Annotated in this window: 32 protein-coding genes; 7 read left to right on the top strand and 25 right to left on the bottom strand. The window is 39.9% G+C overall.

Annotated features, from left to right (window positions below):
• Window positions 1-17: 17 nt before the first annotated feature.
• The 12 genes from AC6I5B_RS04260 to AC6I5B_RS04205 form a co-directional block, all read right to left on the bottom strand.
• Complete coding sequence (locus AC6I5B_RS04260) at window positions 18-209, bottom strand: hypothetical protein (protein WP_044557958.1); 192 nt, start codon at window positions 207-209, stop codon at window positions 18-20.
• Between the two features lie 70 nt (window positions 210-279).
• Window positions 280-510: a YdbC family protein gene (locus AC6I5B_RS04255; protein ID WP_459639993.1), complete on the bottom strand. Its 231-nt coding sequence runs from the start codon at window positions 508-510 to the stop codon at window positions 280-282.
• Between the two features lie 76 nt (window positions 511-586).
• Entirely contained in the window at window positions 587-1,441 is an 855-nt protein-coding gene (locus AC6I5B_RS04250) for a ParB/RepB/Spo0J family partition protein (RefSeq protein WP_497773635.1), read from the bottom strand.
• Between the two features lie 7 nt (window positions 1,442-1,448).
• Window positions 1,449-2,414, bottom strand: coding sequence for a MobV family relaxase (gene mobV / locus AC6I5B_RS04245; protein ID WP_459639991.1), 966 nt, complete (start codon window positions 2,412-2,414; stop codon window positions 1,449-1,451).
• A 435-nt stretch (window positions 2,415-2,849) separates the two neighbouring features.
• A complete protein-coding gene (locus tag AC6I5B_RS04240; RefSeq protein WP_459639990.1) occupies window positions 2,850-3,881 on the bottom strand; it encodes an AAA family ATPase in 1,032 nt (343 codons plus the stop codon).
• A 154-nt stretch (window positions 3,882-4,035) separates the two neighbouring features.
• On the bottom strand, window positions 4,036-4,509 hold the full coding sequence (locus AC6I5B_RS04235) for an RNA polymerase sigma factor (RefSeq protein WP_459639989.1): 474 nt from the start codon (window positions 4,507-4,509) through the stop codon (window positions 4,036-4,038).
• A gap of 84 nt (window positions 4,510-4,593) precedes the next feature.
• Window positions 4,594-5,019, bottom strand: coding sequence for an RNA polymerase sigma factor (locus tag AC6I5B_RS04230; protein ID WP_459639988.1), 426 nt, complete (start codon window positions 5,017-5,019; stop codon window positions 4,594-4,596).
• Window positions 5,020-5,113: 94 nt separating this feature from the next.
• Entirely contained in the window at window positions 5,114-5,623 is a 510-nt protein-coding gene (locus AC6I5B_RS04225; protein ID WP_459639987.1) for a sigma-70 family RNA polymerase sigma factor, read from the bottom strand.
• Between the two features lie 488 nt (window positions 5,624-6,111).
• Window positions 6,112-6,282, bottom strand: coding sequence for a cysteine-rich KTR domain-containing protein (locus AC6I5B_RS04220; RefSeq protein ID WP_223213393.1), 171 nt, complete (start codon window positions 6,280-6,282; stop codon window positions 6,112-6,114).
• A 54-nt stretch (window positions 6,283-6,336) separates the two neighbouring features.
• Window positions 6,337-8,256 carry a tetracycline resistance ribosomal protection protein Tet(O) gene (tet(O), locus tag AC6I5B_RS04215; protein ID WP_459639986.1) on the bottom strand — a complete coding sequence of 640 codons (1,920 nt, stop codon included), beginning with the start codon at window positions 8,254-8,256 and terminating at the stop codon, window positions 6,337-6,339.
• 366 nt (window positions 8,257-8,622) lie between these two features.
• Window positions 8,623-8,997 (bottom strand): TnpV protein, encoded by a 375-nt coding sequence (locus AC6I5B_RS04210; RefSeq protein ID WP_055169973.1) that lies wholly within the window; start codon window positions 8,995-8,997, stop codon window positions 8,623-8,625.
• Window positions 8,978-9,139 (bottom strand): hypothetical protein, encoded by a 162-nt coding sequence (locus AC6I5B_RS04205; protein ID WP_459639985.1) that lies wholly within the window; start codon window positions 9,137-9,139, stop codon window positions 8,978-8,980. The genes AC6I5B_RS04210 and AC6I5B_RS04205 overlap by 20 nt, the downstream gene beginning before the upstream one ends.
• Before the next feature lie 156 nt (window positions 9,140-9,295).
• On the opposite strand from AC6I5B_RS04205, the gene AC6I5B_RS04200 reads away from it, so the two are divergent.
• Both AC6I5B_RS04200 and AC6I5B_RS04195 read left to right on the top strand, forming a co-directional pair.
• Complete coding sequence (locus AC6I5B_RS04200; RefSeq protein WP_004614765.1) at window positions 9,296-9,466, top strand: hypothetical protein; 171 nt, start codon at window positions 9,296-9,298, stop codon at window positions 9,464-9,466.
• 80 nt (window positions 9,467-9,546) lie between these two features.
• Window positions 9,547-10,182, top strand: a complete 636-nt coding sequence (locus AC6I5B_RS04195) for a helix-turn-helix transcriptional regulator (RefSeq protein ID WP_459632996.1) — start codon at window positions 9,547-9,549, stop codon at window positions 10,180-10,182.
• A gap of 204 nt (window positions 10,183-10,386) precedes the next feature.
• Here AC6I5B_RS04195 and AC6I5B_RS04190 read toward each other — a convergent pair whose 3' ends face one another.
• From AC6I5B_RS04190 to AC6I5B_RS04165, 6 genes are all read right to left on the bottom strand, one after another.
• Window positions 10,387-10,554 (bottom strand): hypothetical protein, encoded by a 168-nt coding sequence (locus AC6I5B_RS04190; RefSeq protein WP_154323040.1) that lies wholly within the window; start codon window positions 10,552-10,554, stop codon window positions 10,387-10,389.
• 38 nt (window positions 10,555-10,592) lie between these two features.
• Window positions 10,593-10,829 (bottom strand): hypothetical protein, encoded by a 237-nt coding sequence (locus AC6I5B_RS04185; protein ID WP_278826345.1) that lies wholly within the window; start codon window positions 10,827-10,829, stop codon window positions 10,593-10,595.
• A gap of 74 nt (window positions 10,830-10,903) precedes the next feature.
• Entirely contained in the window at window positions 10,904-11,518 is a 615-nt protein-coding gene (locus AC6I5B_RS04180) for a rolling circle replication-associated protein (protein ID WP_459632995.1), read from the bottom strand.
• 664 nt (window positions 11,519-12,182) lie between these two features.
• Window positions 12,183-13,559 (bottom strand): zinc-ribbon domain-containing protein, encoded by a 1,377-nt coding sequence (locus AC6I5B_RS04175; protein WP_459632994.1) that lies wholly within the window; start codon window positions 13,557-13,559, stop codon window positions 12,183-12,185.
• Entirely contained in the window at window positions 13,540-14,877 is a 1,338-nt protein-coding gene (locus AC6I5B_RS04170; protein WP_459632993.1) for a PrsW family glutamic-type intramembrane protease, read from the bottom strand. The genes AC6I5B_RS04175 and AC6I5B_RS04170 overlap by 20 nt, the downstream gene beginning before the upstream one ends.
• Before the next feature lie 26 nt (window positions 14,878-14,903).
• Window positions 14,904-15,368: a zinc-ribbon domain-containing protein gene (locus tag AC6I5B_RS04165; protein WP_497773634.1), complete on the bottom strand. Its 465-nt coding sequence runs from the start codon at window positions 15,366-15,368 to the stop codon at window positions 14,904-14,906.
• Window positions 15,369-15,499: 131 nt separating this feature from the next.
• Between AC6I5B_RS04165 and AC6I5B_RS04160 the strand changes: the two genes are divergently transcribed.
• A complete protein-coding gene (locus AC6I5B_RS04160; RefSeq protein ID WP_459632991.1) occupies window positions 15,500-15,727 on the top strand; it encodes a helix-turn-helix domain-containing protein in 228 nt (75 codons plus the stop codon).
• Between the two features lie 60 nt (window positions 15,728-15,787).
• Here AC6I5B_RS04160 and AC6I5B_RS04155 read toward each other — a convergent pair whose 3' ends face one another.
• Window positions 15,788-16,504: a serine/threonine-protein kinase gene (locus AC6I5B_RS04155; protein ID WP_459632990.1), complete on the bottom strand. Its 717-nt coding sequence runs from the start codon at window positions 16,502-16,504 to the stop codon at window positions 15,788-15,790.
• 59 nt (window positions 16,505-16,563) lie between these two features.
• On the opposite strand from AC6I5B_RS04155, the gene AC6I5B_RS04150 reads away from it, so the two are divergent.
• Entirely contained in the window at window positions 16,564-16,986 is a 423-nt protein-coding gene (locus AC6I5B_RS04150) for a hypothetical protein (RefSeq protein WP_459632989.1), read from the top strand.
• On the opposite strand, the gene AC6I5B_RS04145 is transcribed toward AC6I5B_RS04150, so the two are convergent.
• The 3 genes from AC6I5B_RS04145 to AC6I5B_RS04135 are packed head-to-tail and all read right to left on the bottom strand — an operon-like array spanning window position 16,987 to window position 18,241.
• Window positions 16,987-17,661: a zinc ribbon domain-containing protein gene (locus tag AC6I5B_RS04145; protein ID WP_459632988.1), complete on the bottom strand. Its 675-nt coding sequence runs from the start codon at window positions 17,659-17,661 to the stop codon at window positions 16,987-16,989.
• 18 nt (window positions 17,662-17,679) lie between these two features.
• Complete coding sequence (locus AC6I5B_RS04140) at window positions 17,680-17,991, bottom strand: type II toxin-antitoxin system RelE/ParE family toxin (RefSeq protein ID WP_497773633.1); 312 nt, start codon at window positions 17,989-17,991, stop codon at window positions 17,680-17,682.
• Window positions 17,975-18,241: a type II toxin-antitoxin system prevent-host-death family antitoxin gene (locus tag AC6I5B_RS04135; protein ID WP_154323050.1), complete on the bottom strand. Its 267-nt coding sequence runs from the start codon at window positions 18,239-18,241 to the stop codon at window positions 17,975-17,977. Before AC6I5B_RS04135 ends, AC6I5B_RS04140 begins: the two co-directional genes overlap by 17 nt.
• A 163-nt stretch (window positions 18,242-18,404) precedes the next feature.
• Between AC6I5B_RS04135 and AC6I5B_RS04130 the strand changes: the two genes are divergently transcribed.
• Complete coding sequence (locus AC6I5B_RS04130; RefSeq protein ID WP_497773632.1) at window positions 18,405-20,111, top strand: recombinase family protein; 1,707 nt, start codon at window positions 18,405-18,407, stop codon at window positions 20,109-20,111.
• Here AC6I5B_RS04130 and AC6I5B_RS04125 read toward each other — a convergent pair.
• Window positions 19,999-20,910: a S8 family serine peptidase gene (locus AC6I5B_RS04125; protein WP_497773631.1), complete on the bottom strand. Its 912-nt coding sequence runs from the start codon at window positions 20,908-20,910 to the stop codon at window positions 19,999-20,001. The two genes, AC6I5B_RS04130 and AC6I5B_RS04125, sit on opposite strands and share 113 nt — an antisense overlap.
• Before the next feature lie 106 nt (window positions 20,911-21,016).
• Here AC6I5B_RS04125 and AC6I5B_RS04120 point away from each other — a divergent pair, with 106 nt between their 5' ends.
• A complete protein-coding gene (locus AC6I5B_RS04120; protein WP_022250497.1) occupies window positions 21,017-22,159 on the top strand; it encodes a DUF4317 domain-containing protein in 1,143 nt (380 codons plus the stop codon).
• A gap of 42 nt (window positions 22,160-22,201) precedes the next feature.
• Here AC6I5B_RS04120 and rbr read toward each other — a convergent pair whose 3' ends face one another.
• Complete coding sequence (gene rbr, locus AC6I5B_RS04115) at window positions 22,202-22,807, bottom strand: rubrerythrin (RefSeq protein WP_004614768.1); 606 nt, start codon at window positions 22,805-22,807, stop codon at window positions 22,202-22,204.
• 57 nt (window positions 22,808-22,864) lie between these two features.
• On the bottom strand, window positions 22,865-23,881 hold the full coding sequence (locus AC6I5B_RS04110) for a glycosyltransferase family 2 protein (RefSeq protein WP_022250496.1): 1,017 nt from the start codon (window positions 23,879-23,881) through the stop codon (window positions 22,865-22,867).
• 131 nt (window positions 23,882-24,012) lie between these two features.
• On the opposite strand from AC6I5B_RS04110, the gene AC6I5B_RS04105 reads away from it, so the two are divergent.
• On the top strand, window positions 24,013-25,233 hold the full coding sequence (locus AC6I5B_RS04105; RefSeq protein ID WP_022250495.1) for a 6-phosphofructokinase: 1,221 nt from the start codon (window positions 24,013-24,015) through the stop codon (window positions 25,231-25,233).
• Window positions 25,234-25,320 lie beyond the last annotated feature (87 nt).

Below are 25,320 nucleotides of genomic sequence, written 5' to 3'. Positions count from 1 at the left end.
GTCCCATTGCGTACATTCTAAGCGGACAGCCCCTCATTGTCGAAGGTGTCGCCCTCGGCAATCTTCTTCCGAATATCCTCGGAGATAATCGGGATAAACGCTTCTGTGACTGTCTGTGTGCCGACATATTCACGGCTGATTATCATCTGCACTGGTGCTTTCGGCACGATACGCTTTCTCTTTTTATCTGTTTTCTTATCCTCGCCCATACTTAAATCTTCCTTTCCAGACAGGGCAGGAGAACGTCTGGAAACGCCCCACCCTGTCAATCAGATACCATCAATCCCCGCTGTTCAATTCTTTCTGTAATGCTTCAAGGAGTGCCGCCGTTTCATCAGCGTTCAACGTGATACCTTTCCCGCACTTCTCACGGTTCGGGGAAAAGCTGCGGATGTCATATTTCGGCTCTCTCCCGTTCCATGAGATAAGATTGATTTCCTTTGTGTATCCGCTATCACTCGCAGACAATACGGCGATTTCCTTTACAATCTCATACTGGATTTCTCTCATTCCTTACCTCATTTTCCTTAAAATTCTGTATTTCTCCTGTTCCAAATTCCTGTATTTACCTCCCGAAAAGAGAAGATTAGCGGCTGTCACGGTTACGTTTCCTCTGCAAATCACGTTCCAGAAGTCGGATGATGGTTTCCTCCATCTGCTTCGGCGTTGTGTTCTTCGGAAAGTATTTTTTCAGTTTGCTTGTATTGATTTTTAAGGTTTCTTTCTGGTTGCCCTTTTCCTCCGTCATAATCGAAAATATCGTATCCATGTCAAGCCGCCCACTCTGGCTTAGACTTTTCATCCGCTGTGCCTGTGAGAGTGAGGGCGTTGCTTCTTCACTCTCCATTGTGGCAGACAAATTCTCCTGCTCGTCTTTCTTCAAAAAGGACAGTTCCACCGCAGGCGTGAGGGCGATTCTCCCCTCATCCACCATCTGCAAAATCGGCGGTATCAGTTCCGTCAGGCGGATAAAACGCTGCACGGTCATCCTGCCCACGCCGAAGCCCTGTGCCACCATGTCGTCCGTCCGCAACTTCGTCACAACTTGTGACGAGGTTAAGTCTGTGCGGAAACCCTGCCGCTTCATGGCTTCGGATTTCATCTTGTAGGCAAACGCCCGCTCCGATGGCAGGATATTTTCACGCTGTAAATTACTGTCTACAAGGGTGATGATGGCTCGGTCACGGTCTAAGGGCAGAACAAAAGCGGGGATTGTGTTTATTCCTGCAAGTTCAGACGCACGGACACGCCGCTGTCCCGCAATCAATTCATAACCATTTCCGTCCTCTTTCGGGCGTGTGATTATCGGCGTAACAATGCCAAATTCCTTAATGCTTTCTGCTAACTCTGACAGCGTTTCATCCTCTGCCACATGAAACGGATTGTCGGGAAACGGGTACAAGTCTTTGGTCTTTAACACCTTAAAATCCTGTTTTTTCATTCACTTTTTACCTTTCTCTTGATTTGTTTCTGCCTGTTCTCTGTAATTCTTCCAACACTTCGGGCGGTATTTTTGAGAGTAGCCGCCCCATCTGCTCGTTGGTTCTCTGCAATTCAAATATCTTCTGATTCGCTTTCTGCACCTTTAATTCCTGCTCGTACTTTTCATCACGCATACGCCCCGCATAGTCTGATTCCTGCCCGATTCTCTCTTTCAAACTGTCGATATACGCCTGCTGTTTCCCGATTTCTTTAGAGAATTTCTCCACGTCTGGGAGCCATGCCGCTATCAGTTCCAGAGCCTTGTCACGCTTCTTCCCTGCGTTAAAGGCGTTGATGTCGGACAGGGCAGACACGATTTCCCCATACTGTTTATCAAGCCTGCCGCCCAATTTATAGAGCCATGTGGGGACATGTTTCCGCTTCGTTTCCATTGAGGACTGCCCCCGTTCAAGCTGATTCCACCGTGAGGACATCCGCTCATGGTAGGCGGTCTGCCACTCGGATAATGATTTCTGGTTGCCTAAAATAGACTTTGCTGACAGCTTGTTGTCTGGCGTAATCGGCACAAAGCAGAGGTGCATATGCGGCGTTCTCTCGTCCATGTGTACGACTGCGGAGAGGATATTTTTCTCCCCGACACGCTCCGAAATGAAGTCCAGAGCCATTGTAAAATACGCTTTCTGTTCCTCTGGCGGCAGGCTGTTCATAAATTCTGGCGAAGCCGTGATAAGTGTTTCCACCATCATCACGCTGTCTTTCCTCGTCCTGCACCCTGCTTCGGCTACCATGCGGTTAATCTCTTTCTTGTAGGTGTAGCGTGGCGGTTTTACAAGGTGGTAGTTATTTTTAGAGCGTTCCATATCTATATCTGGGTTGCTTTTATAGGCTTCTTTCTTCCGCTCGTTGTGGCGTTCACAAGCCGCAACGCCGCTCGCCTTGCGTTTCTGGAAACGCAGGATTGCGTATGGCATAATCCATCATCTTCCTTTCTTCGGCGGGTAACTGCCCTTTGGGTGACAGCGGTGACGGCAGTGACAGCAGTTTTGGGATACCCCCTTATTGCCGTCACCGTCACCCCGATATTCTTTTATCCGAAGCCGCAAAGCGCAGGATAGCAGGGCGTAAGACCTGCCATAAGGGAGTCCAGAGGGAACGTCTGGCACACGACTTTGCAGGGCAAAGTGTAGTGTGTTACACCCTGTAAACGCAGTCAGAAAAATCGGAAGGATTTTTCTGACCGCAGGGGTGGATTCCACACGCCGAAAAGGGTGGGTGAATCCCACGCCTGCACTTTGCGTTTACGGGGTGTTCTCCCGTAGGGATGACAGCGGCAGGGTATCCTAAAATCACTGTCACCACTGTCACCGCTGTCACCCGCAGGGCAGAGCCGCCAACTTTACACGGCTTTAAGCGTCAATGACAGTAACAGGGGGTATCCCAATATCGCTGTCACCACCGTCACCGCTGTCACCCTCCCACCTTGCAAGGGCAATCTGCCTGCCGTCTTTCCTGCGGCTGTACTGGTAGCAGATACGGTTCTCACTTAAAAATGTGGTGCGGTATTCATTCAGCCATTTCGTAATCACCGTGGGTACGGTTTCCGTTTCCCCCATAGCGGCTAACAGTTCCGTTGCCGTGCCTGCCCATTCTTCCTTATCCCTCATAAAATCCACTAACCGAAAAAGAATATCTGGTATCGTTTCTTTTGCAAGCTGCTCCTGTGTTTTCCTCTCCACCAGTTCCCAACTGCAATCACGGAAACGGAGCGTGTATTCCTGATAGGGCGTGTCCCTGCCCGTCACATACAGCTTGGCGGTGTCAGACGCACGTTTCTCCTTTTCCAGAACAAAAGTAGCGTCCGCACTCCCCGTTAAGCCTGTCGTCCCAGACACCTTGTTGAACACGTCGCTGTCATTCTGCTTTCGGATGTGGTGTACGACAATGACCGCCAGAGAGTGCCTGTCGGCAAAGTCTTTGATGAGGGAGATGTCCCCATAGTCGCTTGCATAGGCATTGTCTTTTGAAGCTGTACGGACTTTCTGCAAAGTGTCAATGACAATGAGCCTGCTGTCTGGATGGTCTTTCAGATAATCCTCCAACTGCACGATAAGACCGTCTGACAGCTTGCAGCTTGCCACGGCAAAGTGGAGCCGCCCGCTCGCTTCGTCCGTCAAGCGGAACAGCCTGCTTTGTATGCGGCAGAACGTGTCCTCAAGGCAGAGGTAAAGCACATCGCCCTCCATTGTCGGCATATCCCATAAAGGGATTCCCTGCGACACGCATAAGCATAGCTTCAGCATGAGCCAGCTTTTGCCTATCTTCTGTGAGCCGCAGAACAACGATAAGCCTGTCGGGATAAGGCTGTCCACCACAAAGGACGGTTTCTCAAGCGGTTCATAAAGGAGCGTTTCGGCGTTGACTGTCTGTAACTTCTGCATGGCTTTCCTCCTTTCGGGCGGTGTCTTTGTTTTCGTTGCACATAGGCGTTGACCTCCTTACAAATAGATTTACTCCCACGAAAAAAAGTGAGAGTATGTAATGCCGCCAATCCCACACAAATAAAAAACAGATTTCTTTTTTGGGCGGTATCAGTCACGGTTGGAGATATTTCTTCATTTCCGCCTTTACTTTCTCCTTTGCAATCGCAACAGATTTCTGTATTGCTGAAGCAGTGCAATGCTCCATCGCAGCGATTTGATAAAAATTGAAATCATGCTCATAGTAGAGCAGGAAACGCCGCCTTTGTATCTCTGGCAGGCTCTCAATCGCCTTACAGAGCGTTTCATTCCGTTCTTCCTCAATCATGCGTTCATCAAGGCTCTTAGGCACACGCAACGCCCGTCTGTAAAGGGTTTCGTCCCATACCTCGTTAAACTCCCTGTGCCGCTCGTCCCATTGGAGAAGATTCCTGTTCCTGCGTTCCATCTGCCGAAACTCCATAAAGAACTGTTCCGACACTTCCAACTCGTGGGATTTGCCCTGCCCGTCCTTAAAGCTGATAAAATACCTTGTGCCGCTTTCCGTGGATTCCTCCCGAAGCGTGTATGCCTTAACCCTGTATGCCATCCCTCTGTCCTCCTGCCAAAAAATAAGCGGGGAGATTCCACTCCCCACCCAGTAGCCCGCAGGATAATGGGATGTATTAGACGTTTATAAAATTTTCCGCAGCTTCTTCCGCAGATGGTCTAACCTCGCATAGATGGCACCAGTCGTCAAATGCAAGAGCGGGGCAATCTCCTTTGTGGAATACCCCTGCATTTTCAGCAGGACGATTTTCAAGGTACGCCCGTCCACCTTGACTAATACTTGATAGAGATTTTCGCTCTCAATCTCGTCCAGTAACTCCGCAACCGTACCCACTTCCGCCTGCCGCTCCCTGTCTGCCATGTCCTCAAGGTATTCCGCAACGTCATTCGTCCATCGGTAAAACCGCCTGTTGGAATTGAAGTCTGCCCTGTCCGCTATTCGTATCTGCTCAATGGTCGCTTCATCAACGCCGCACTCACGCAGCAGCTTTTCCTCCGCTTCTTTCCAGATACGCCATTTCCTGTCCTCCCGTCCGTGGTTGTATGCCATTCTTACTTCCTCCAATCAGAATTGATTGAGAGGGCAGAGAAAAACCCCCTCATCTTCCCAAAGGAAAAAACAAGGGGGCTGAACGCCTTAAATTTTAATTTTCTATTATCTTTCTTAGTTTTATTAGGATTCTGGCTTTCCGTTTGTTCACAACGCTCTGGGTTATGCCTAACCTTGCCCCGACTTCACGCTCGGAAAGTCCGTCAAAGAAGATGGCATGAATCAATGCCTGTTCACTATCCGACAGCAAAGGCAGGGCGGCTTTCAGCCTGTCCACCATGACCGCATTGACAACGATTTCCGCAACGTCCATCGCTTCATCAGCGATAAAGTCCAGAGGATTTCCCTCGCTGTCTGTAAACCCGTCCAGAGATATCAGGCTGTTCTTTGTATCTAATCTTTGCAGATAACGCCACCGTTCCTTATCTCGGTAGAAGTCTGTGTATTGCTCCCTCACAACTTCAAGCAGACATCCTTGAATGGGGATAAACAGCTTGTCCATATAGGTCTGGTCGGCTTGCCTGCGGCGGCAGAAGTCCGTGTAAGATAATTCCACATAGCCACCGCTTTCTCTGATATATACTTTTTTTGGTGCATACTTCACCGTAAGTACCTCCCATCTGAATTTTTGAAATCTAAAATCCAGATGGAGAGGCGGCGAACGACACCTAATATAAGAAACAGCCCTGCGGCACTTTCCAACAAAAATCGACAAAAGAAAAACCGCAAAGGCTCTGTGACCTTTACGGTTATAAGAAATACAAATTCTGTTGTATGGAGATTGTACTTCTACTTTCAAGGTGAGAAGTACCGCTGCACTGGCAGAAATTTTTTTAACTGGTTTCCTGCCATTCTCTGATATGCTATGTATTGATAAATTTTACTTCGTATGAGCAGATGAATAACCGCCCGAAAAAAGAACATAAAAAAATCCCTCCAAATTTAAAAACAAATTCAGAGGGTAATTTAGGGTATAACAAAATAACCCACCCGAATATCGTTTTTTTTATTTGGTGAGTTTGTTCTTTCAAATACGAAACAAAAAGAGCCGATGATTCGTGAATTGTTCCACAATTTCATCGGCTCTGCGTCTTAAGCGTCTGGCTCTTTGATGACAGTTATCTTCAAGTTGTCAACTTTAATCAAGCTTTCTTGTCTGCATTTTGGACAATAAAGGGGATAATTCTCCAAAACAGTGTCCTTCCTAATTTTATTACGGGTTTTGCTCCCACAAACAGGACACAATATCCATTCGCATTTCATCATAATTAGTCTCTAATCCTTTCAAATCTCATTTTATATGACTTTTGCAAGCTGTTAAGCTAACTTGTGGAACATATGCCGAACCTTATCTATACGGCTATTCGGGCGGCGGGGTTGGCAAATAAATTTACCAATAGCTGGCTGGTATCCTTTTAACTCTGTCAAGCAGACTCCCTGCCCATTTGTGAAATAAGTTAAATCGTTCCTGTATTCTTGAATACATCTGGCAGGGATTTCTCCTTTCAGAATGACCTCGTCATTCTTTATCTGAGTACTTACAATATCTGCACAATACCTTGGAGCATCATGATACGCCCGTGAGAGATATTCCTGCGGTGCATAAATTTCAAAGTGGAGATATGGCTCTAATAGTTCTGTCCCTGCTTTTTTTAAAGCCTGCTCCAATACGATAGGGGAAAGCAGCCGAAAGTCTGCGGGGGTACTTACAGGACTATAATACAATCCATATTCAAAACAGATTTTACAGTCTGTCACTTTCCATCCATACAGCCCCTGCTCGCAGCCATAAAGAACCCCCTCCATAACCGCATTTTGGAACGATTGGTTTAAATATCCAAGTGAAACTCTGCTTTCATACTGCACTCCGCTTCCAATAGGGAGCGGCTCTATGGACAACCCGACAGAAGCCCAGAAAGGATTTGGCGGGACTTCTATGTGGATGGTATATTCTGCTTTTCTAAGCGGTCTTTCCATATATATAACAGTAGGCTCTTTTATTTCTGCCTCCACATGATATTTTTCCTCAAGAATGGCACAAATGACTTCCATCTGCACATTCCCCAAAAAAGAAAGTATAATCTCATGCGTTGTAGTATCCACATAATATTTTAAAAGAGGGTCGCCATCTGAAATTTCTGTAAGTGCCCCAAGCAATATTTCCCGCTGTTCAGATTTCTTTACTGCAATCGTTGTTTGGAGCATAGGGAGAGGATTTTCAATAAATTTTCTCTGCGGCAACAGCATTTCGTTCCCCAAAATACTGTTTAGCTGCAAAACATCATTTGGTAAAATTACAATATCACCAGAGCAGGCTGTATCGGATGAATATAATTCACCGTTTGTCGGAACACACATCTCTGTGATTTTTATTTTCTCTTTTTCAGATATTCTAATAACATCCCTCAAATGCAATGTTCCGCTATATATACGCACATAAACAAAACGCCGCCTTTTCTCTGAATATTCAATCTTAAAAACCTGCCCGCATAATTCAGATTGACCTTCAGGCGTTGATGAATAAAATTTACTGGCAATCACTTCTATAAGCTGCCGAATCCCCAGATTGTTTTTAGCGCTTCCGTGATAAACGGGAAATAACGTTCCGTTTTGGAATCTCCTGTTTTCTTCCTGTTCCAGTTCTGACATTTTAAACGGTTTCCCTGACATATATTTCTCTAATAGTTCATCGTTTCCCATAATTACCGCATCCCACTGTTCCATATTGTCATTGTCCGTTACATTTATATGGGGATGCTGCCCAACCTTTTGCTTCACTATAATTTCCGAAGAAAGCTTTGCTTTCATTTCCCGATATACCATTGGCAAATCAATCCCCTCCTGGTCAATTTTATTGATGAAAAAGATTGTCGGAATCTTCATTGTCTGTAGTGCATGAAACAGTATACGGGTCTGTGCCTGTATGCCATCCTTTGCAGAAACTAATAATACTGCTCCGTCTAAAACGGATAAAGAACGGTATACTTCCGCCAAAAAATCCATATGGCCTGGCGTATCTATAATGTTGACTTTTACATCCTCCCACTGAAAAGATGTCACTGCTGTCTGGATAGTGATTCCCCTTTGACGCTCCAAATTCATTGTATCTGTCCTTGTTGTGCCTTCATCTACGCTCCCTAGTTCTGCAATTGCACCACTGGTATATAATAAACTTTCCGTTAATGTTGTCTTTCCTGCGTCAACGTGAGCCAGAATGCCTAAGTTAATTATTTTCATGTGATTTTCCTCCTATCAACACCCAAAAAAGGGCATAAAAATACCCAGTGATAAATACTCCTATCACTGGGTAAATAACTCCAATAGCCCCAAAACACTTATATGTTTTCGGGCATATAAAATTACATGATAAAAGTATTCTTAAACTGGGTACAAAAAACTAAGCCCCATATTAAAAGTGAAACGGGACTGCTACTTTTTGTTCCCACTATCAAATTGACAGTTTATTTAAGAATACCTTGCCGCATATTTATTAACTCCTTGTATAATACTGAATCTAATTATATTCCTTAACCCTTTATTTGTCAAGCTGACAAACTAAAGCAGAAAAAGCGGCAGGATTTCCCCCTGCCACTAATCATCTGTTTATGCAAAAATAATTTCCTTTTCCACAATCTCCCTCGCACAAGCCCTTATGTTATTGAGGTATCCTGTCCATTCTAAGGCGTTTTCTGCCTTTAGCTGTTCCGTTATGCCCTGTGCCTGTTTCATACCCTCTATGAGCCTTTCAAAGCGTTCCTGTGCCTGTCTGTTGATGTCGGCAAGGTAGGCGTTTAGCCTGCCGCTTGTAAGAAGATTGGTGTATGTAACTTTACAGTGATGCTTCAGATAATCCAAATGCCGCTGTCCCCAGATGCCTATCGGCTGTTCTTCTTCGGCGGGTACAGTTAAGCACGGTATTAAATAATCGCCTTGCCTTTCGTATTTGCCGCCCATTTCCTCAAAAATTGTCTTTGCCATTGTCTGTTACCTCCACATTCTTTTTTATTTTGAATGTCCGCAAAATCCGCCCTACATCCTTCGGTAAGGTAAGAGCAGGGATAAGATAATCCCCATGTCTGATATAAGTACCGCCCATCTCTTCAAAAATTGTTTTCTTCATTGTCTGTTCTACCTTTCTTATCGTTCTCTATTCATAGATTTTCTTTACGACCGTTCCAATTTTACAGTAACAATAATTATTCAATTTTCAGTTCACATTGCCCCTCTCGAAGAAGTATGATAGAATAATTCTATTAAATTGAATCGGAGGTGCCACATGGCTATCAGTTCCAACAATATTCAGGTCTATACTACTTTGTCCAAAGAACTGGTTGCTGAGATTGATAAGGATGCGAAAGCGAACTATCGTACACGTTCCCAGCAGATTAACATGATCCTGACCGAGTATTATAAGACCCAAATGACAACCAAACATGAATCCGAGTAAAGCACTGAATCGCCTGAAAACACAGGAAATATCAGTGTTTTCTTATGTTTTCCCTTAATTATAAGGTTCATGAGAACCATATGTATTTCCAAAGCAACCCCATTGCAACGGCTCTTAAGGATTTGGAAAACCGGAATGAGCGAGCCTTATACGCAAACTGGAAACCTCTGCAAATCATCAATAACAGGATGGCTCTTTTATTCCGGCACAATGCCAGTGAATCTGAACACACTCTTTTATATGTCCATCATTTTATTTTCCATCCTTTACACCGTCTTACAGAATCAGAACAATATCATTTACTCTATTCTTCCATTGAAGATGTTCCTACCATTGCTGAAAAATTACGCTATGCAAGACACATGAAAGGTTTACGACAAAAAGATATTGCAGAATATTTAAACATACACTTGTCCTTGTATAACAACTATGAAAATCCTGATTATGAACAATTCCCTGTTAGAGATTTAGAAAAACTTGCTGATTTTTATCACTTGAAAATGTCCGAACTATTAGATACATATCATCTCTTTTTATATCAGCATCAAATTTCCTCTCTGAAATCTTTTCGCAAAGATAATTCACTGACTCAGCGACAACTTGCAGACATTTTAGGCGTATCGAGAACCGCTTTGCAATGTTGGGAAAACGGCTATCGAAATCTCCCAAAAGATATTTATAAAAAACTTCTTGAATCCGGCATGAAAATCGTTTGATTTCCTATTTATTTAATTATTTTTAACACAACGGACAAATGTTTCTTATCGTCCTCTCCTGCCCTTTTTCTTTTTAAGCGAAGCCGGGTTAGGGGAACAATTTCTTTTATCTTATTTGTCAAATAAAGACTTCTGAAAGATGAATCCGCTTCTCTTGCAACAAAAGACTGGCAGTATGTGATACCGCCAGCCTTCTACTCGTCTCTAAGTCAGCATTTCATCAATGCTTTTTATAATCATCTTCTTTTGTTCCTGTGAACACTGAAGTCTTTCTATATAGGAATATATGTATTCACTATGAGTTTCTGCCACTGCTTTTCTCAAAGCACTGATTCCCTGCCTATCTTCCGGATAATGCACGACAATCTCCATATAAACCTACCTCTTCCAACTATTTATCATATTGTATTCTATTTTTCTTCCAATATGTCTGATACCTGATTACTTAACATGTCCTTTTGAACTTCCTTGTACGTTCTTTTAAGTTCATCTGTCATAGAGTTAAACTGATTCCATCTGTCGCACTCCATGAATCCCATAACTTCTAAAGCTGTTCTTAACCAAATCAAATTTTTCATATTGTAAGAAATATCCTCTAGCAATTCCTCATTTGAAATAATATCGTTCTGTAATTCTTCTATTTTCATATCTGAAAATCTCCTTTCTCCGATAAAGTCCACTAATTTAAGTACGTTTCTTCGTTTTTACTCTTTACTGCTTACTATTTTCTTCTTTTGTTATACTGTTTATGATAAATTACATTCAGTTCTGTTCCATCTCCTGAATCATAAATACCATAAGCATTCTCGAAACATGGTTCTAATCCTTTCACACGTTCTAATGCCTGTTTATAAGTTTCTTTGTAAAGAGGTGGGGTTTTAATGCCCTTAGAGCGAGAGTATAAGCGATAATTATTTGCATAGTATGGAATTCTTTCTACTTTCTTAGATCCTGATTTTTCTTTGTTTCTATCCGAAAATAATCCCATAAAATATGCTGCAATATTATCATTATCTAAAATACGGTTTACGCAAACATATCCTTTTCTCCACATATAACTTAGTCTGCCCTTTGGTATGAATAACCTTTTTCCTCTTCTGTCTTTAATCAAAACATGCACATGCCAAACCCCTTTTTCAGTAGGTTCATAAATTACTATATATTCACATGTAGGATAAGCATATTTCAGTCTTTTCCAAAAGGCTTTAAAATCAGCAGACACATTCTCACGACTTTGCATATCCTCTCCATAAGTTAATGTGACATGTAATTCTGATTCATTTCCAGTAAAATTGTAATTGATAAGCCTTCTTAAAGTTGTATAAGCCTTATTCATATTCTTCCTCTGATTTTTCACTGAGTGACGAAATTCACATACCTCACCAGTTCTCAGATTCACATAATGGTCTTTATCCAATCTTTTAATTGCACACTTCCGTCGAATCGGTTTTTCCATCACGGTCATTTCAACAATATGATTTGTAACACATGTCGTTGAAACAGAATCATCCAGAGGAATCCTGCCGTTCACCTCCTCCCTTGAAATATAAATATTTTTGCTATGGTTTGTTCGTTGAGTCATAGCAAGACCTCCTTTTAATGTATTTCCGAGTTTTGCTTATAGCCCGGATAATACGAACTCGTTATGAGCAGAGTTCCGCATCCTCAACTTAGAATTGTTCACAATTTGTTTACATTTAAAGTGTCTACCTTTATCTTTTTATGAATGTACTCGTTTTTAGTCTTTCAAAACGTCCTCAAAATCACCTTTTTTCCTGTTGTTTTCTTAATAATCAAGTCTTACTTCTATAAAAGAAAAGAGAGACTCCATTTCTGAAATCTCTCTCGCTTCATCTTTATAAAATTGTCGAACTCGTATTTGTCCTTTTAAGAACAAATCACCGTTTTAGTCAAGCGGGCTACCAAAAAACTCCTAAAAAGTCTGTAAATGTCACTAAACGCCCTTCACGATACTTATTTAACTTCTCAACCTTTAGCAATCAATAATATGAAATTTCATTGTAAACTAAATTCACACCGTCCGGACTGCTTACTGTACAATCCAAATATCTTGCTCCTCCTGTTCCCGTCACGCTTGGACCTTCAAAAGTAATCGTATATAATTGATTTGTTGCCGATGGTCCATTCTCTAACACATCATCGTTTGATATTCTCTTTTCTAAAATCATATATGTACCATTCACATCGCCAAAATAATCTGAAAGAGAAATTGAATTTTTAATTGCACTTTCTACCAGTCCTTGATATTCATTCACATGCGATCCAAAATCTCCCCATGTTCCCTCGTAAAATATCAAATTATCAAACATTTCAAGAATTTCATTTTGTTGTGTTTCCGAACTTTCATTGATGCCCGTTTCCGTATCGTTTATTTCTGGATTATTTACTTCTGCATTTTCTTCACTACTTATTTCCAAATCCTCTTCACTGTTTTCAATCGGATTCTCTTTACTTGGTAAATCAGGATTATTTACCCATGCTTCTTCGTAATGTTCTTTCGTACAAGCACTCATCTTAAACAAAGCAGCTTCTTCCGAATCATTATAATACATTAATTCAAATACCGTTCCATCTTTGTACATATGACCATATCCGCCTGCTTCTTTCATTTTAAGATACAACTCTTGAAATTCATCTGTATCTTCACCGAATGAATCGCAAATTAATTTCCCGAACCTATCTCCTACGTTTCGATAATTCATCGGAAACTGAGCTGCAATTCCCACAATCTGTTTCGTGTCTTTTAATGCTAAAATCTGAACTCCAATATTGTCTGGAATAAAAGAATACTGATTGGTATAAGTATATCTCAAGTAATTTTCTCCATTTGGAAACTCATCCGCATCTTCACTTTCTAATAAAGTCGTTCCAAGTATCATTTGAGGCGTCATAGTTTGAACCATCAATTCTTCCACCTCTGAATCGTAGACAGCCGCTTCTTGTAGTGAGTCTAAAGTTCCCTCATACACTTCCATACGAAAAATCTCCTCATCACCACTACACCATGATTCATTCGCCATTTCATTAAATCTATCACAGTACTCTTGTACTGTCATCTTATATGCTTTTCCATCTTCTGTTAAAGCCGACTCTCCCCTTTTTGCACTTGTCTCTTTTCCTGCTTCTTTATACCCCTTTTTGAAATCGGAAAAGAATCCTGTCACACTGCCAATAATACAAAGAGTCAACAAAAGAACGCCCATTCCTATTAAAAATATCTTTTTCTTACTTTTATTTTCCTTTGATCGTTCTTTCACTTCAACATTTTCACAATGGCATTTCGTTCCGCACTCCGGACAAAACATTGCATTATCTTCTAATTCTGTTCCGCACTGTTCACAGTATTTTCTCATCATTCTGCCCTCCCCTAATATCATTTTCATCTGTATTGTATTCCATATTTCGGAAGGAGTCTCTTATATTTTTTCTCGCCTTATCTGCAATTAACGAAACCTGTCTCAGTCCTGAACTAAGTAAAATTAAAACAACTGTAATCGCAATAACACACAATAATATCTGTATCAAATATATAGAACTTCCGAACGTAATTGGCATATCCCAAATGGCATGCATAACAATTACAAGTATTAAAAATTTCAAAAACTGGGGCTTATAATAATCATTATTATCAAACTCATTCTCTCCTTTCGCCAAAACAAGTCCTACTGCCGCTATCGCTGTCCACACTGTATGTGCTCCTATCGAGAGAACTGCACGCAGGAACAGTATATCAATCATATAGGAAATATCCTGAGAAGACAGCAGACCATTAAAAGCGTACCCCGCAGTCTCAAATACTGCAAATCCTGCCCCGACACAGGCTCCCAACAATAATCCATTCAAGATATATTTTGTGTTTTGCTTTTTGATATAATGTCCAACAACTATGATTTTTCCTATCTCTTCCACTATTCCAACCAGAATTGCACCAATATAATCTAATTCGCCAACACCTACTACCTCATACAACAATAGTGTTGAAATCAATGATAAAACACCACCCACAAAAAATGTAGATACAACATCAAAAATACTGATGTTTCTTGGCACATTCGTTTCCCAAAAGAAAACAACAAGCGAAAACGGTACTGCCAACGCACCAACAAACATAGCTCCCGGAATACCATTCATATTTCCAAATTCCATTATTACGATAAGAAGACCTATAAATACAATTGAAAAGAGCAGAAAAACTCTTGAAAACAACCAAGGTTTCGGCCAGTCAGCAACCATTTCACTTTCTTTCGGAGTTGTTTTTTTCGTTCCACAAATGAAAAGTTCTTCTCGTTCCGCCAGGGAGTGTTTCTTTAATACTCCACTAACTAATTCCTTTAAACGAATTTCAACATTTCCCTCCTGACCTGTCATCTCATTAATTGTATTAACGAATCCTCCTACACCTTTTTTTACTTTCCTCAGCACATCCTCTTTTTGCATTTCCATCTGGTCTTGATTGCTATTATTAAGTATCAAACTATTTCCGCATATAGAGCAAAATTTCGCATTCATGCTTATTCTGTTCCCACAATACGAGCAAAATTTACTCTCCTCTTGACATGCAGACTCTTCCTCCTGCTCTTCTGCTTTTAAATCTTCATACTGACTACCACACTTGCTGCAAAATTTTGCATTATCATTTAATTCATTGCCGCACTTTAAACATATTTTCCCCATACTTACTTCTCCTTAGTTACTTCTATCTATTGTTGTATCTGTGTTCCGCAATTCCCACAAAATTTTGCATTCGTCAAAATTTCATTCCCACAATTACTACAAAATTTTACTGACGCATTATCATTTAATTCTACCGTTTGCTTTTGTTTTACTTCTAAAGCATATTGCATAATCAATTTTTTCCATATATCTTTTTCTTTACCTTTTACGACAAATTTATATATTTCCCCACTATTACATTCAATTTTTATCATGTTTGGAGTCGGTGTTAAAATGTGAAAACCATTTTGTGCATATTTAATCTCACTCAATGGAATATAATATTCTTTTTGACCTATATTCAAAGCATGTGCTATAAAAATCAGCCTTTGGTTTGTCAAAGTCAGATGTCCTCCCTTGTTATATCCCAATACACTTGCTGGACCTTTTTGATACTGCATATTTGCAGCACCCTTGAAAATTTCTCTTTCTTCTTTCATTAAATTATCCATAAAACATTTCTCCTTCGTATACTTATCATTTTTATTATATTTTAGGTCAATCGCACCCTAATAGTCAATAGGTCATCGTGACATAATTTAATTATATTTCAACACTCCACAAAAAGGAGGTGCAATACCTATTGTCACGCTTAAAAGACTTACGCAAAGAACGTGGCTACACGCAAATCAAGATGCAGCATTTAACTGGTATAGACCAAAGCGATTACTCCAAGATAGAAAATGGCAAACGTTACTATACCTTTGAACAATGCCGGAAGATAGCCCTCGCCCTTGACACAAGCATGGACTATCTTTCCGGACTGACGGATGAAAAGAAACCTTACCCCCGTTCCCATTCATCCAACTAGCAGAAAAACTGCCTATCATCATTATAATGACAGGCAGTTCTTTTGTACTATGCACGCAGCTTAGTAACGAAGTTTATTTAGTTTTTCTTTCACTTCCATTACATCCCTATAACGTTTACTTGGATTTACCATGATACATTTTTCTATGATATTTCCGATTTTTCCGGTTGCCATCTCATTCACAGGGTGTTTTCCGGTCAGCATGACGTTCATCATAATTCCCAATCCATAGATATCCGTTCTCTCATCGGATTGAGCCTCTCCGTATTGCTCCGGTGCAGCATAACCGATTGTCCCCACCGTTCTCGTATCTTTTTCCGAATACATTTTATAGATTTTAGCGGCATCAAAATCAATAATTTTCACTTCTCGATTTTTCATAACCATTACATTTTCCGGTTTGATATCTCTATGAATAATCTGATTCAAGTGCAATGCATATAATCCGTCACACACCTGACTTATGATTTCCCTCACATAACCTTCTGATAGTGTTTCCTGTTCCAATCGTTCTGCAATCGTAATCCCCGGTATAAATTCTTCCAAAATAATCGTTTCTTCTTCATTACGACATACTTCATAAATTAAGGGAAGGTGTTCTTGTTTCACCCCAAGCAGTCTTTCATACGCAGGATAAATCCCTTTTAATTTCTTGACTACCACATAGTTTCCCACCTGATTATGTTTATATAAAAGCACTTCACCGCAGTCTTTTTTCTTTAATACTTTTACAAAAGTATAATACTCTTTCAAGTTCTCAACTAACCACTGATACATAACTTTCTCCCATTGCCAACCTGATTTCCCCATGGTATACTCTCTACGAGGTGATAAAGATGATTAAAAAACCAACTGATGAACTGATGGACGCACTAAATCAATGTTCGTCTGTCAAAGAATACATAAGCAACGAACAGGATTATTTGATCGATTCTGCTCTTTCCAACTATTTGAACCAGCTGTTAGAAGAGAAATCTCTGAAAAAATCAACGGTCATTAAAAATTCGGAACTCAATGAAATTTATGGATATCAAATTTTTTCAGGAAAGCGTATTCCTTCACGTGACAAACTGATTTCCATTTCCTTTGGACTGGAACTTTCACTTGAGGAAACACAAACTCTTTTAAAATATGCAGGATTTGCTCCTTTATACCCAAAACAAAAACGTGACAGTCTGCTTATATGGGGAAAAAATCATCAGTTTTCCATTTATCAGATAAATGAATTACTTTATACGGAAAATGAAGACACCCTATAATTATTGCACATAATAATATTCCAACTGTTCCACCATACCATCGTCAGAAAAATTGATATTCAATCCTAGACCAAACTCTCTGTCAAAACGATAGCAGAGTTCTTTTTCATACTCCTGATCCGGTGTTCCCAATATTGTTTTCACTGCATCAGCATCAGATATCCCAGCAATCCCATAGATACCATATTCTTTTTTATTTTCTCCTACTGTATAATCAATCAAAATATCTTGTATAACCTCTTCTTGATTTACTGCAACAGTTATCATCCCGAATGTATAGATATCCATTCCATTTTCACGATACATTTCATCCGTTTCTTCGCCTAATGTTGCTTTAATGTCAACAACCCCACTTCCAAGCACATCCCTTAAATCATTTTCCACTTCGGAATCATAGATAATATTCTCACCTGTCCTAAAATTTTCGTTAATGACATTTGGAATATCCAACTCCTCTGTGTAATTGCTGTTCATGTTGTCTTGTATTCTACGCCTTACAAATGGCATACAAATGAACACACCAATCACCAATACACTCCCAATTAACAATAATGGAATATGCTTCCTATGCCTGTCTTTTATTTGTATTTCCTGTTTCTCATATTGAAACATACACCTCGGGCAATAATGTGCTTCATCCGGCAATTCCATACTACAATTTGGACATTCTTTCATCTTACTACCTCTTTGCCATCACGAAAACAACTTTGTATATTCTGTCTGTGTATCTGCAATATGGTACACATAAATTGTTTTTTCTATCTGCCGATATATAGAAACATACCTTTCAGATATGACCATTCGATACCCTTGCTTATTCAACCATTTATCCGGTGTCAGAGAACCGGAGTCTGGAAAGTTCTCTAATCGCTCAATACTGTCCAAAACCTGCTCTGTAACTTTCATAGCGGATTCCACACCAAATTGAAGTAGATAATAATCTTCAATCTTTTTCAAATCTTCCCATGCCGTAGGAAGAATCTCTACTTTATATTGTTCCTGCACGTTCTCTCAATTCCTTTCTTGCTTCGGAGATACTTCTTGTCTTTGCTCCGCTTAACCGTTCCTCTTCTGCCTGCATAATTTTTGCACGAAGTTCTAATGCCTGCTCTCTTTTCTCAAAGGCATCGATACTCATAAATACTCCGTCACCCTCCCCATTTTTTGTTATATAAATCGGTTCACTTGTTTTTCTCGCAAGATTAGAAATAGAAGCATAATCGTTCCGAAGTGTTGCTGAAGCCTTAATAATCATTTTCTTCATCCTTTCCCATTGCCTTATTAATATATCTTTTTATTGATATAATTATATCTTGTTTTTTATATATTATCAATGTCTTTCATAAAATTCTTTTTGCAATTCCCAACTTCTGCATTTATAATTAGTTTGAAAAATAAAATAATTATGGGGTGCAGATATGACAGGGAAAGATACAAGAAAATATGCAATTTATTCAAGAAAATCTAAGTTTACTGGAAAAGGTGAAAGTATCGATAATCAGATTACCAGATGCAAAGAATACTTGAAATTTCATTATGATATAGATGATGAAGATTCTATTATTATTTTTGAAGATGAAGGATACTCCGGCAAAAATACCAATCGTCCTCAGTTTCAAATTATGTTAGATGCCTGCAAACGCAAAGAAATAAAAGTCATTATCTGCTATCAGTTAGACCGTATTTCCCGAAGTGTTAAAGATTTCTCCATATTATCTGACCAACTTGCTGAATGGGGCATCAGTTTCGTGTCAGTCAAAGAATCTTTCGATACCTCGACACCTATGGGAAAAGCCATGATGATGATTACTTCCGTATTTGCACAAATGGAACGAGAGAATCTTGCCGAACGACTAAAAGACAACTTCCAGACTCTGGCAAGGAGCGGACATTGGCTCGGCGGTACAACTCCTACCGGATATAAAAGCACTGTCACTACCGGAAGTATTGCTTCAAACGGCAAAACCAGGAAAGCATATATGCTTGAACCCATTCCCGAAGAATCTCGAACGATTCAGAAAATTTTCTCTGCCTATCTGGAAACAAATTCTCTCACTATGGTAGAAAAATTATTACAGGAAGAACATATCTACACCCGCAATAATATACCTTTTAAATGTTTTGCTATTAAAAATATTTTAAAAAATCCTGTCTATGCCAGTGCCGATAAAACTGTATGGGAGTATTTTCACGAATTAAATGCTAATCTCTGCTTTGAGAAATCAGAATGTAGCAGTAAATACGGAATTATGGCATTTAATAAGAGTAATCAGACTAGTGGTATCCCTCACGACATGAAAGAATACGAGGCATGGATTATCGCAATCGGAAAACATACTCCTCTTGTCTCTGGAAAAGACTGGGTAAAAGTACAGAATATGCTTACGCTAAATGCTTCTAAAACATTCCGCAAACCAAGAAGCAATCAGGCTCTTTTGTCTGGTCTGATTTTCTGTGGGCATTGCGGAAATAAAATGCGTCCAAAAATGGGACATTCTACCAAACCGGATGGCTCACGCTCTTTTAATTATCTATGTGAAACGAAAGAAAAAAGCAGACAGAAGAATTGTGCTATGAAAAATGCTCCCGGTAATCTTCTTGATGAGATGGTCTGTAATGAAATCAAAAAATTAGCAGAAGATGATTCTGTCTTTATGAGACAATGGAAAGAAACAAAAAAGGCTTTACTCGCCAAAGGGGATACGCATAAGGCAGAATTAAAATCTTTAAAGAACAGTCTTTCAGAAAAAGAAAAGCAAATCAATAATCTGCTTATATCTCTTGCTGAAAGTGCTGATTCTCCTGCTCATACTTATATACAAAAACGAATTAATTCGATTCACTCAGAAAAAATACAACTTGAGAAAGACATCAAAGAATTATCAGAAGTCTCAGAAAATCAGTCTGTCATGCTGGACGCGGAATTAGAATTTGTTCCGAAAATGCTTGCTTCTTTCAGCCATTCTTTTGATTCTATGAGTGTAGAAGAAAAGCGTTCTGCTCTGAGACTATTTATAGATAAAGTAGTATGGAATGGAAAAACTGTAGATTTATATTTAATGGGCACTTCTGATACTTCCTTGTCCAAAGTATCAGAGCCGTTACAGAGGGGTAGCCAAAGCTGATATTAATTGCCACCGGCTGTTTATAAAAAAGTGCTTTTCGTACTACGTAATCTATCGCCTGCATTAGTTCTGTTGTGCGAGGGAATCCTTCTTCCCTCGGATTTCCAAGTTTCACCACAAGAAGTTCACTCTGTGTCGCAACTCCCCGATAAATTCTCCCTCTGCTTCCTCTTCCATTTCCAGCTGCAATTCCTGCTACTGATGTCCCATGACCTGATACATCCACGCTCGGCACAATTTGCATACGCATCGGCACTGTCGGCTGCTTTATTGCTTCATCAATCTGTTCTCTCGTAAATTCTGTCCCTATCAAATATCCTTCCGGTGGATTTCCCATGATTGTCTGATCCCAAAGATTACGTATTCTTGTCGTTCCGTCGTCATTGCGAAAATCCGGATTTGTATAATCGATTCCTGAGTCGATAATTGCAACAAGAACCCCTGAACCAAACAATGAAAATGGAGGGTTCTGCACTGGTGGCACACAGGATACTCTTCTCCCGTTTGCTGCCTGAAAAAATAATCGTTTCGGCTTTTCGACATATTCAATCTGTGGAAAATCAGCCAAACGTTCTACCAAGCTCTCTGGTACTGTTAAAATTGCAAATTCATTGCTCAATTCAACCACCTGAATTCCTATTTCCCGCAGTTCATTCAATGTCCCCGAATATTTCACTATCAGTTCCCATTCCTTGTCATCTCTGCTATATCCAACATCTAATTCCAGCGATTTTTCCCGTTCTCGTCTTGTAGCATTCAATGCCAGATTTAACAGATTCTCTATTTTTTGGTCTGCCATATTTTCACCTCCCATACTAACATATTCATTCCGATAATTTATTTGTAAATTTTTTTTCCATATGCTAATATTACATCAGTATTATGATAAAAGAGGAGTATCCATTATGAATAAAAAAGAAGTATTAGAACTTAGAAAGCAGTTCAAACCCGAAGACTGCTCTATCACCCGAATCTGCGGCTGCTATGTAGATGGGGAAAAAGAAATTAAATCACAGACGAAAGATGCCTTTTTGTCCCTTCCGGAAGAAGAAATTTTCAAGTATCTCAATATCTTTAAACAGACACTCTCCGGAACAATCGGAAAAAATCTGCTGAACATGGAATTTCCACTGGAACAAGAACTCTCCGGTGGAACACAGGAATTTCTTTTGCAGCTTCGCGACAGTAAACTGCAAGATGATATGCTCATCGAAGAATTTTATCAAAAGATTATTGAAAATTACAATTATGGAGAGAATTACTACATTATTCTCATCCACGTTGCCTATGACATTCCAGGAAAATCTACTGATGGAACTGAGATGTTCGATGCTTCAGATGAAGTTTTTGAATATGTGCTTTGCAGTATCTGTCCGGTTCACCTTTCCAAAGAAGGACTTTGCTACAATCCTGAGACGAACCATGTCGAAAACCGGATTCGTGACTGGATTGTCGAACCACCGGTAAAAGGATTCTTATTCCCTGTATTCAATGACAGAAGCACTGATATTCATGGGGTATTGTACTACTCAAAAAAGCCAGAAGATTTACAACCTGAATTTATCGAAAACGCCCTCGGGTGTACCTTCCCAATGTCAGCAGGCAGTCAAAAAGATACCTTCCATGCCGTTGTGATGAATACACTTGGCGAAGAGTGCGATTATACGGTTGTTAAAAATATTCATGATAACTTAAATGAGATGATCGAAGAGACCAAAGATGCTCCGGAAGTGCCTGTACTTACGAAACCCGAAGTAAAACGCCTCCTTGCAAAAAGCGGTGTTGCAGATGAAAAAATTGAAATATTTGATAATAATTTTGACACCATAGCAGGCGAAAAAGCATCTTTTCTGGCAACGAATATTGCTGAGACCAGAAAATTCAGTATTGAAACACCTGATGTTTCCATCAAAGTCAATCCAGACCGCACCGATCTTGTGGAGACAAAAATGATCGATGGAAAACAATGCCTCGTCATTGAAATCAACGATCAGGTAGAAGTCAACGGTGTTCCTGTCCGCACTTTGCCAATTGGCACAGTAGAATAAGTATTCTCCCGATAAGCCTTAACGCTTATCGGGATACTGTCATTATTCACATTCCATCAGATATGGTGCAAGGCTTACAGGAATAAAGTAACCTCTTTCATGTCTGCATACGGGACATACTCCCGGTACTTTCAATCCACTATGAATATGCCCACAATTTAAGCACATCCATTTTTCACCTTCTTGACACTCAAAATATGCTCCTGTCTTTAACAGTTCCGCCAGTTTTCCGAATCTGTCTCCATGAATCTTCTCTATTTTCGCAATCTGATAAAAAGCGGATGCAACTTCCATAAATCCTTCTTCTTTTGCCACGTCACCAAAAGACTGATACACATCATCCGCCTCTTCATATTCATTGTGCTGTGCCGCATAAAGTAGTTCTTCAGTCGAATCCTGCTTATCAACCGGATATCCACCACAGATTTCAATCGTTTCTCCTGCCATCTCTTTTAACAATTCATAAAATCGCTCTGCATGAGCCCGCTCCTGTTCTGCCGTAAATAAAAATATTTGACTCACCGCATACAAGCCCTCTTTTCTTGCTTCCTCTGCCGCAAAAGTATAACGATTTCTTGCCTGACTTTCTCCTGCAAATGCCTTCATCAAGTTTTCTTTTGTTTTACTGTTCTTTAACTGAGACGCCATCCTTTCCACTTCCTTTCCTTGAAAAGTATATCCAAAATTGCTTCACTTATCCGAGAATCAATTAAAACCTATAATCTGATTTGCAACTGTATATGCCATAGAGGATATCTTTCTTCCTGATTTTCCCGGCAAGTTAATAGTCTCTCCCAAAATGCCATGTCTTATCTTCCAATATACTCGATGGTCTTTCTTTTTCAGATATTCCCACAGTTCTTTCTTTTTATCAAGATTTTCCTGGCTCTTAGATCGAATACATATAATAGAGGAAACCGTCATCATAATCGCCAAATAATTTGTCATATAATTCCGAAGCTTTTTATTTGGAATTTTTCTTAGAGAATACATATCAATCATTGTTTTGGTAACAAATATCTGCTGGTCAATGCGCTTGATCATGTTTTTCTCATTTACCGACTGATCCTCCCGCCCAATGAAATAACGATAAAAATTCACATCCAGATAATAGAATGTTTTCACATGCGGCAACGGATAATAAACATAAATATTATCTACATAAAAAGTGTGTTTTGGCAGCTCCAGCTTACACATCTTCAAAAGCTCCGTCCGATAAATGACTGAATGCATCAAAATATATTGAGCGAGACGGAAATGTCCCATCTCTTTCCATGTGATAATTCGATCTTGCGGCATCACATTCCGGTAATGAATCACCTTCTTATGTTTTGCTCCTACTTTTTCATACACATAATTGGAGACAAGCATATCAATTAACGTCTGCTTTTCAACCAGTTCGTGTAATACACTTAAAATCTTTTCCAATGCCCCTTCATCTACCCAGTCATCGCTGTCCACTACTTTAAAATAAAGTCCGGTAGCATGCTTCAATCCTGTATTTACCGCATCTCCATGTCCTCCGTTTTCTTTATCGATTGCTTTTACAATCGTCGGATACTTTCTTTCATACTGTTTTGCAATCTCTGATGTCCCGTCCATCGATCCATCATTTACAATAATAATCTCTACATCTTCGCCGCCTTTTAAAATCGACTCTATTGCATGTTCCATATAGCTTTCTGAATTATAGCAGGGAATCGCAAATGATATATACTTCATGATTCAATCCTCCCAATCTTTTACGTTCTTAATAGTATAATTCATTTTGGGCAATTTTCCAACACATATATTGTAAATTCCACGAATTTCCGTTATAGTAAATATAGATTACATAAATGGAGGAATTACAAATGAAAAATATGATCGTCGGTCAGTCTGGAGGACCTACTGCAGTGATAAATGGAAGTCTGTATGGTGTTGTATCCGAAGGCTTCAAACATCCGGAATCGATAGAACATGTATATGGTATGATAAATGGAATCGAAGGTTTTCTAAGCAATCAGATTATGGACATGCACCCATTACTGAAAAACGGAGATTTAGAACTCATCCGAACTACCCCTGGTTCTTACCTTGGGTCTTGCCGCTACAAGCTGCCGGAAGATTTAAATAATCCAGTATATCCTGAACTATTTCAAAAATTTGAAGACTACAATATCGGTTATTTCTTTTATATTGGCGGAAATGACTCTATGGATACTGTCAGTAAGCTTTCTCGCTACGCAGCCAAGATTCAAAGTCCGATTCGTGTAATCGGTGTTCCTAAAACAATTGACAATGATTTGGTTGAGACTGATCACACACCTGGATTTGGCAGCGCCGCAAAATTTGTCGCGACTACAGTACGAGAAATCGCTATTGATGCCTCTGTATACGATAATAAAAAATCTGTAACAATTGTAGAAATCATGGGACGTCATGCCGGATGGCTGACTGCTGCAAGTGCTCTTGCAAGAAAATTTGAGGGAGATAATCCGGTGCTTATCTATCTTCCAGAAGTTGCATTTAATCAGGAAGATTTTCTCGAAAAAGTGAAAAAAGCTTTAGAGACAACCCCTAACCTTGTTGTATGTGTTTCCGAGGGAATCAATGATGGAAATGGTACTTTTATCTGTGAATTTGCAAGCGACGTGGGTGTTGATACCTTTGGCCATAAGATGCTTACAGGTTCCGGAAAATACCTGGAGAATCTCATAAAAGAAAAACTTGGTGTAAAAGTGCGTTCCGTAGAGCTGAATGTGAGTCAGCGCTGCTCTTCTTCCTGCCTTTCTAAGACAGATTTAGATGAAGCGGATCACTCCGGTGCTTTTGCCGTAAATGCAGCATTGAATGGGGAGACAGGAAAGATGATCTCTTTTGTGAGGACGAACACTTCCCCTTATGAACTTTCTTTTTCTACTGCGGATGTCAATATTATCTGTAATCAGGAAAAAGCTGTTCCTCTCTCTTGGATCACCAAAGATGGTTCCGATGTAACCGATGAGTTTATTCGTTATGCAGCCCCATTAATTCAAGGCTCTGTAGATGTTCCAACCGAAAATGGACTTCCGCTCTTTGCATTCCGTAAATAGTAGAAAGATGTTTCGTTCATAATTTGTTCATTTATCTTTCAAAATTACTTTACTTATTTAACATTATTTCTTCACTTTTCTAGAATA

It is taken from the genome of Faecalimonas nexilis (assembly GCF_059731825.1).
The sequence above is the reverse complement of the archived record's forward strand: the minus strand, read 5'-3'. Positions and strand labels throughout refer to the sequence as shown.

Excerpts from the sequence above, each read along its gene's own strand:
- AC6I5B_RS04180 (WP_459632995.1), bottom strand. The coding sequence starts at position 11,518 with ATGAATAAGGCTTATACAACTTTAAGAAGGCTTATCAATTACAATTTT.
- AC6I5B_RS04130 (WP_497773632.1), top strand. The coding sequence starts at position 18,405 with ATGACAGGGAAAGATACAAGAAAATATGCAATTTATTCAAGAAAATCT.
- AC6I5B_RS04235 (WP_459639989.1), bottom strand. The coding sequence starts at position 4,509 with ATGGCATACAGGGTTAAGGCATACACGCTTCGGGAGGAATCCACGGAA.
- AC6I5B_RS04120 (WP_022250497.1), top strand. The coding sequence starts at position 21,017 with ATGAATAAAAAAGAAGTATTAGAACTTAGAAAGCAGTTCAAACCCGAA.
- AC6I5B_RS04240 (WP_459639990.1), bottom strand. The coding sequence starts at position 3,881 with ATGCAGAAGTTACAGACAGTCAACGCCGAAACGCTCCTTTATGAACCG.
- AC6I5B_RS04110 (WP_022250496.1), bottom strand. The coding sequence starts at position 23,881 with ATGAAGTATATATCATTTGCGATTCCCTGCTATAATTCAGAAAGCTAT.
- rbr (WP_004614768.1), bottom strand. The coding sequence starts at position 22,807 with ATGGCGTCTCAGTTAAAGAACAGTAAAACAAAAGAAAACTTGATGAAG.
- AC6I5B_RS04230 (WP_459639988.1), bottom strand. The coding sequence starts at position 5,019 with ATGGCATACAACCACGGACGGGAGGACAGGAAATGGCGTATCTGGAAA.
- AC6I5B_RS04155 (WP_459632990.1), bottom strand. The coding sequence starts at position 16,504 with ATGTATCAGTGGTTAGTTGAGAACTTGAAAGAGTATTATACTTTTGTA.
- AC6I5B_RS04125 (WP_497773631.1), bottom strand. The coding sequence starts at position 20,910 with ATGGCAGACCAAAAAATAGAGAATCTGTTAAATCTGGCATTGAATGCT.
- mobV (WP_459639991.1), bottom strand. The coding sequence starts at position 2,414 with ATGCCATACGCAATCCTGCGTTTCCAGAAACGCAAGGCGAGCGGCGTT.
- AC6I5B_RS04165 (WP_497773634.1), bottom strand. The coding sequence starts at position 15,368 with ATGGATAATTTAATGAAAGAAGAAAGAGAAATTTTCAAGGGTGCTGCA.
- AC6I5B_RS04190 (WP_154323040.1), bottom strand. The coding sequence starts at position 10,554 with ATGGAGATTGTCGTGCATTATCCGGAAGATAGGCAGGGAATCAGTGCT.
- AC6I5B_RS04210 (WP_055169973.1), bottom strand. The coding sequence starts at position 8,997 with ATGGCAAAGACAATTTTTGAGGAAATGGGCGGCAAATACGAAAGGCAA.
- AC6I5B_RS04220 (WP_223213393.1), bottom strand. The coding sequence starts at position 6,282 with ATGAAATGCGAATGGATATTGTGTCCTGTTTGTGGGAGCAAAACCCGT.
- AC6I5B_RS04200 (WP_004614765.1), top strand. The coding sequence starts at position 9,296 with ATGGCTATCAGTTCCAACAATATTCAGGTCTATACTACTTTGTCCAAA.
- AC6I5B_RS04185 (WP_278826345.1), bottom strand. The coding sequence starts at position 10,829 with ATGAAAATAGAAGAATTACAGAACGATATTATTTCAAATGAGGAATTG.
- AC6I5B_RS04145 (WP_459632988.1), bottom strand. The coding sequence starts at position 17,661 with ATGAAAGAATGTCCAAATTGTAGTATGGAATTGCCGGATGAAGCACAT.
- AC6I5B_RS04135 (WP_154323050.1), bottom strand. The coding sequence starts at position 18,241 with ATGATTATTAAGGCTTCAGCAACACTTCGGAACGATTATGCTTCTATT.
- AC6I5B_RS04260 (WP_044557958.1), bottom strand. The coding sequence starts at position 209 with ATGGGCGAGGATAAGAAAACAGATAAAAAGAGAAAGCGTATCGTGCCG.
- AC6I5B_RS04250 (WP_497773635.1), bottom strand. The coding sequence starts at position 1,441 with ATGAAAAAACAGGATTTTAAGGTGTTAAAGACCAAAGACTTGTACCCG.
- AC6I5B_RS04205 (WP_459639985.1), bottom strand. The coding sequence starts at position 9,139 with ATGAAGAAAACAATTTTTGAAGAGATGGGCGGTACTTATATCAGACAT.
- AC6I5B_RS04175 (WP_459632994.1), bottom strand. The coding sequence starts at position 13,559 with ATGATGAGAAAATACTGTGAACAGTGCGGAACAGAATTAGAAGATAAT.
- AC6I5B_RS04170 (WP_459632993.1), bottom strand. The coding sequence starts at position 14,877 with ATGGGGAAAATATGTTTAAAGTGCGGCAATGAATTAAATGATAATGCA.
- AC6I5B_RS04105 (WP_022250495.1), top strand. The coding sequence starts at position 24,013 with ATGAAAAATATGATCGTCGGTCAGTCTGGAGGACCTACTGCAGTGATA.
- AC6I5B_RS04195 (WP_459632996.1), top strand. The coding sequence starts at position 9,547 with ATGTATTTCCAAAGCAACCCCATTGCAACGGCTCTTAAGGATTTGGAA.
- AC6I5B_RS04150 (WP_459632989.1), top strand. The coding sequence starts at position 16,564 with ATGATTAAAAAACCAACTGATGAACTGATGGACGCACTAAATCAATGT.
- AC6I5B_RS04255 (WP_459639993.1), bottom strand. The coding sequence starts at position 510 with ATGAGAGAAATCCAGTATGAGATTGTAAAGGAAATCGCCGTATTGTCT.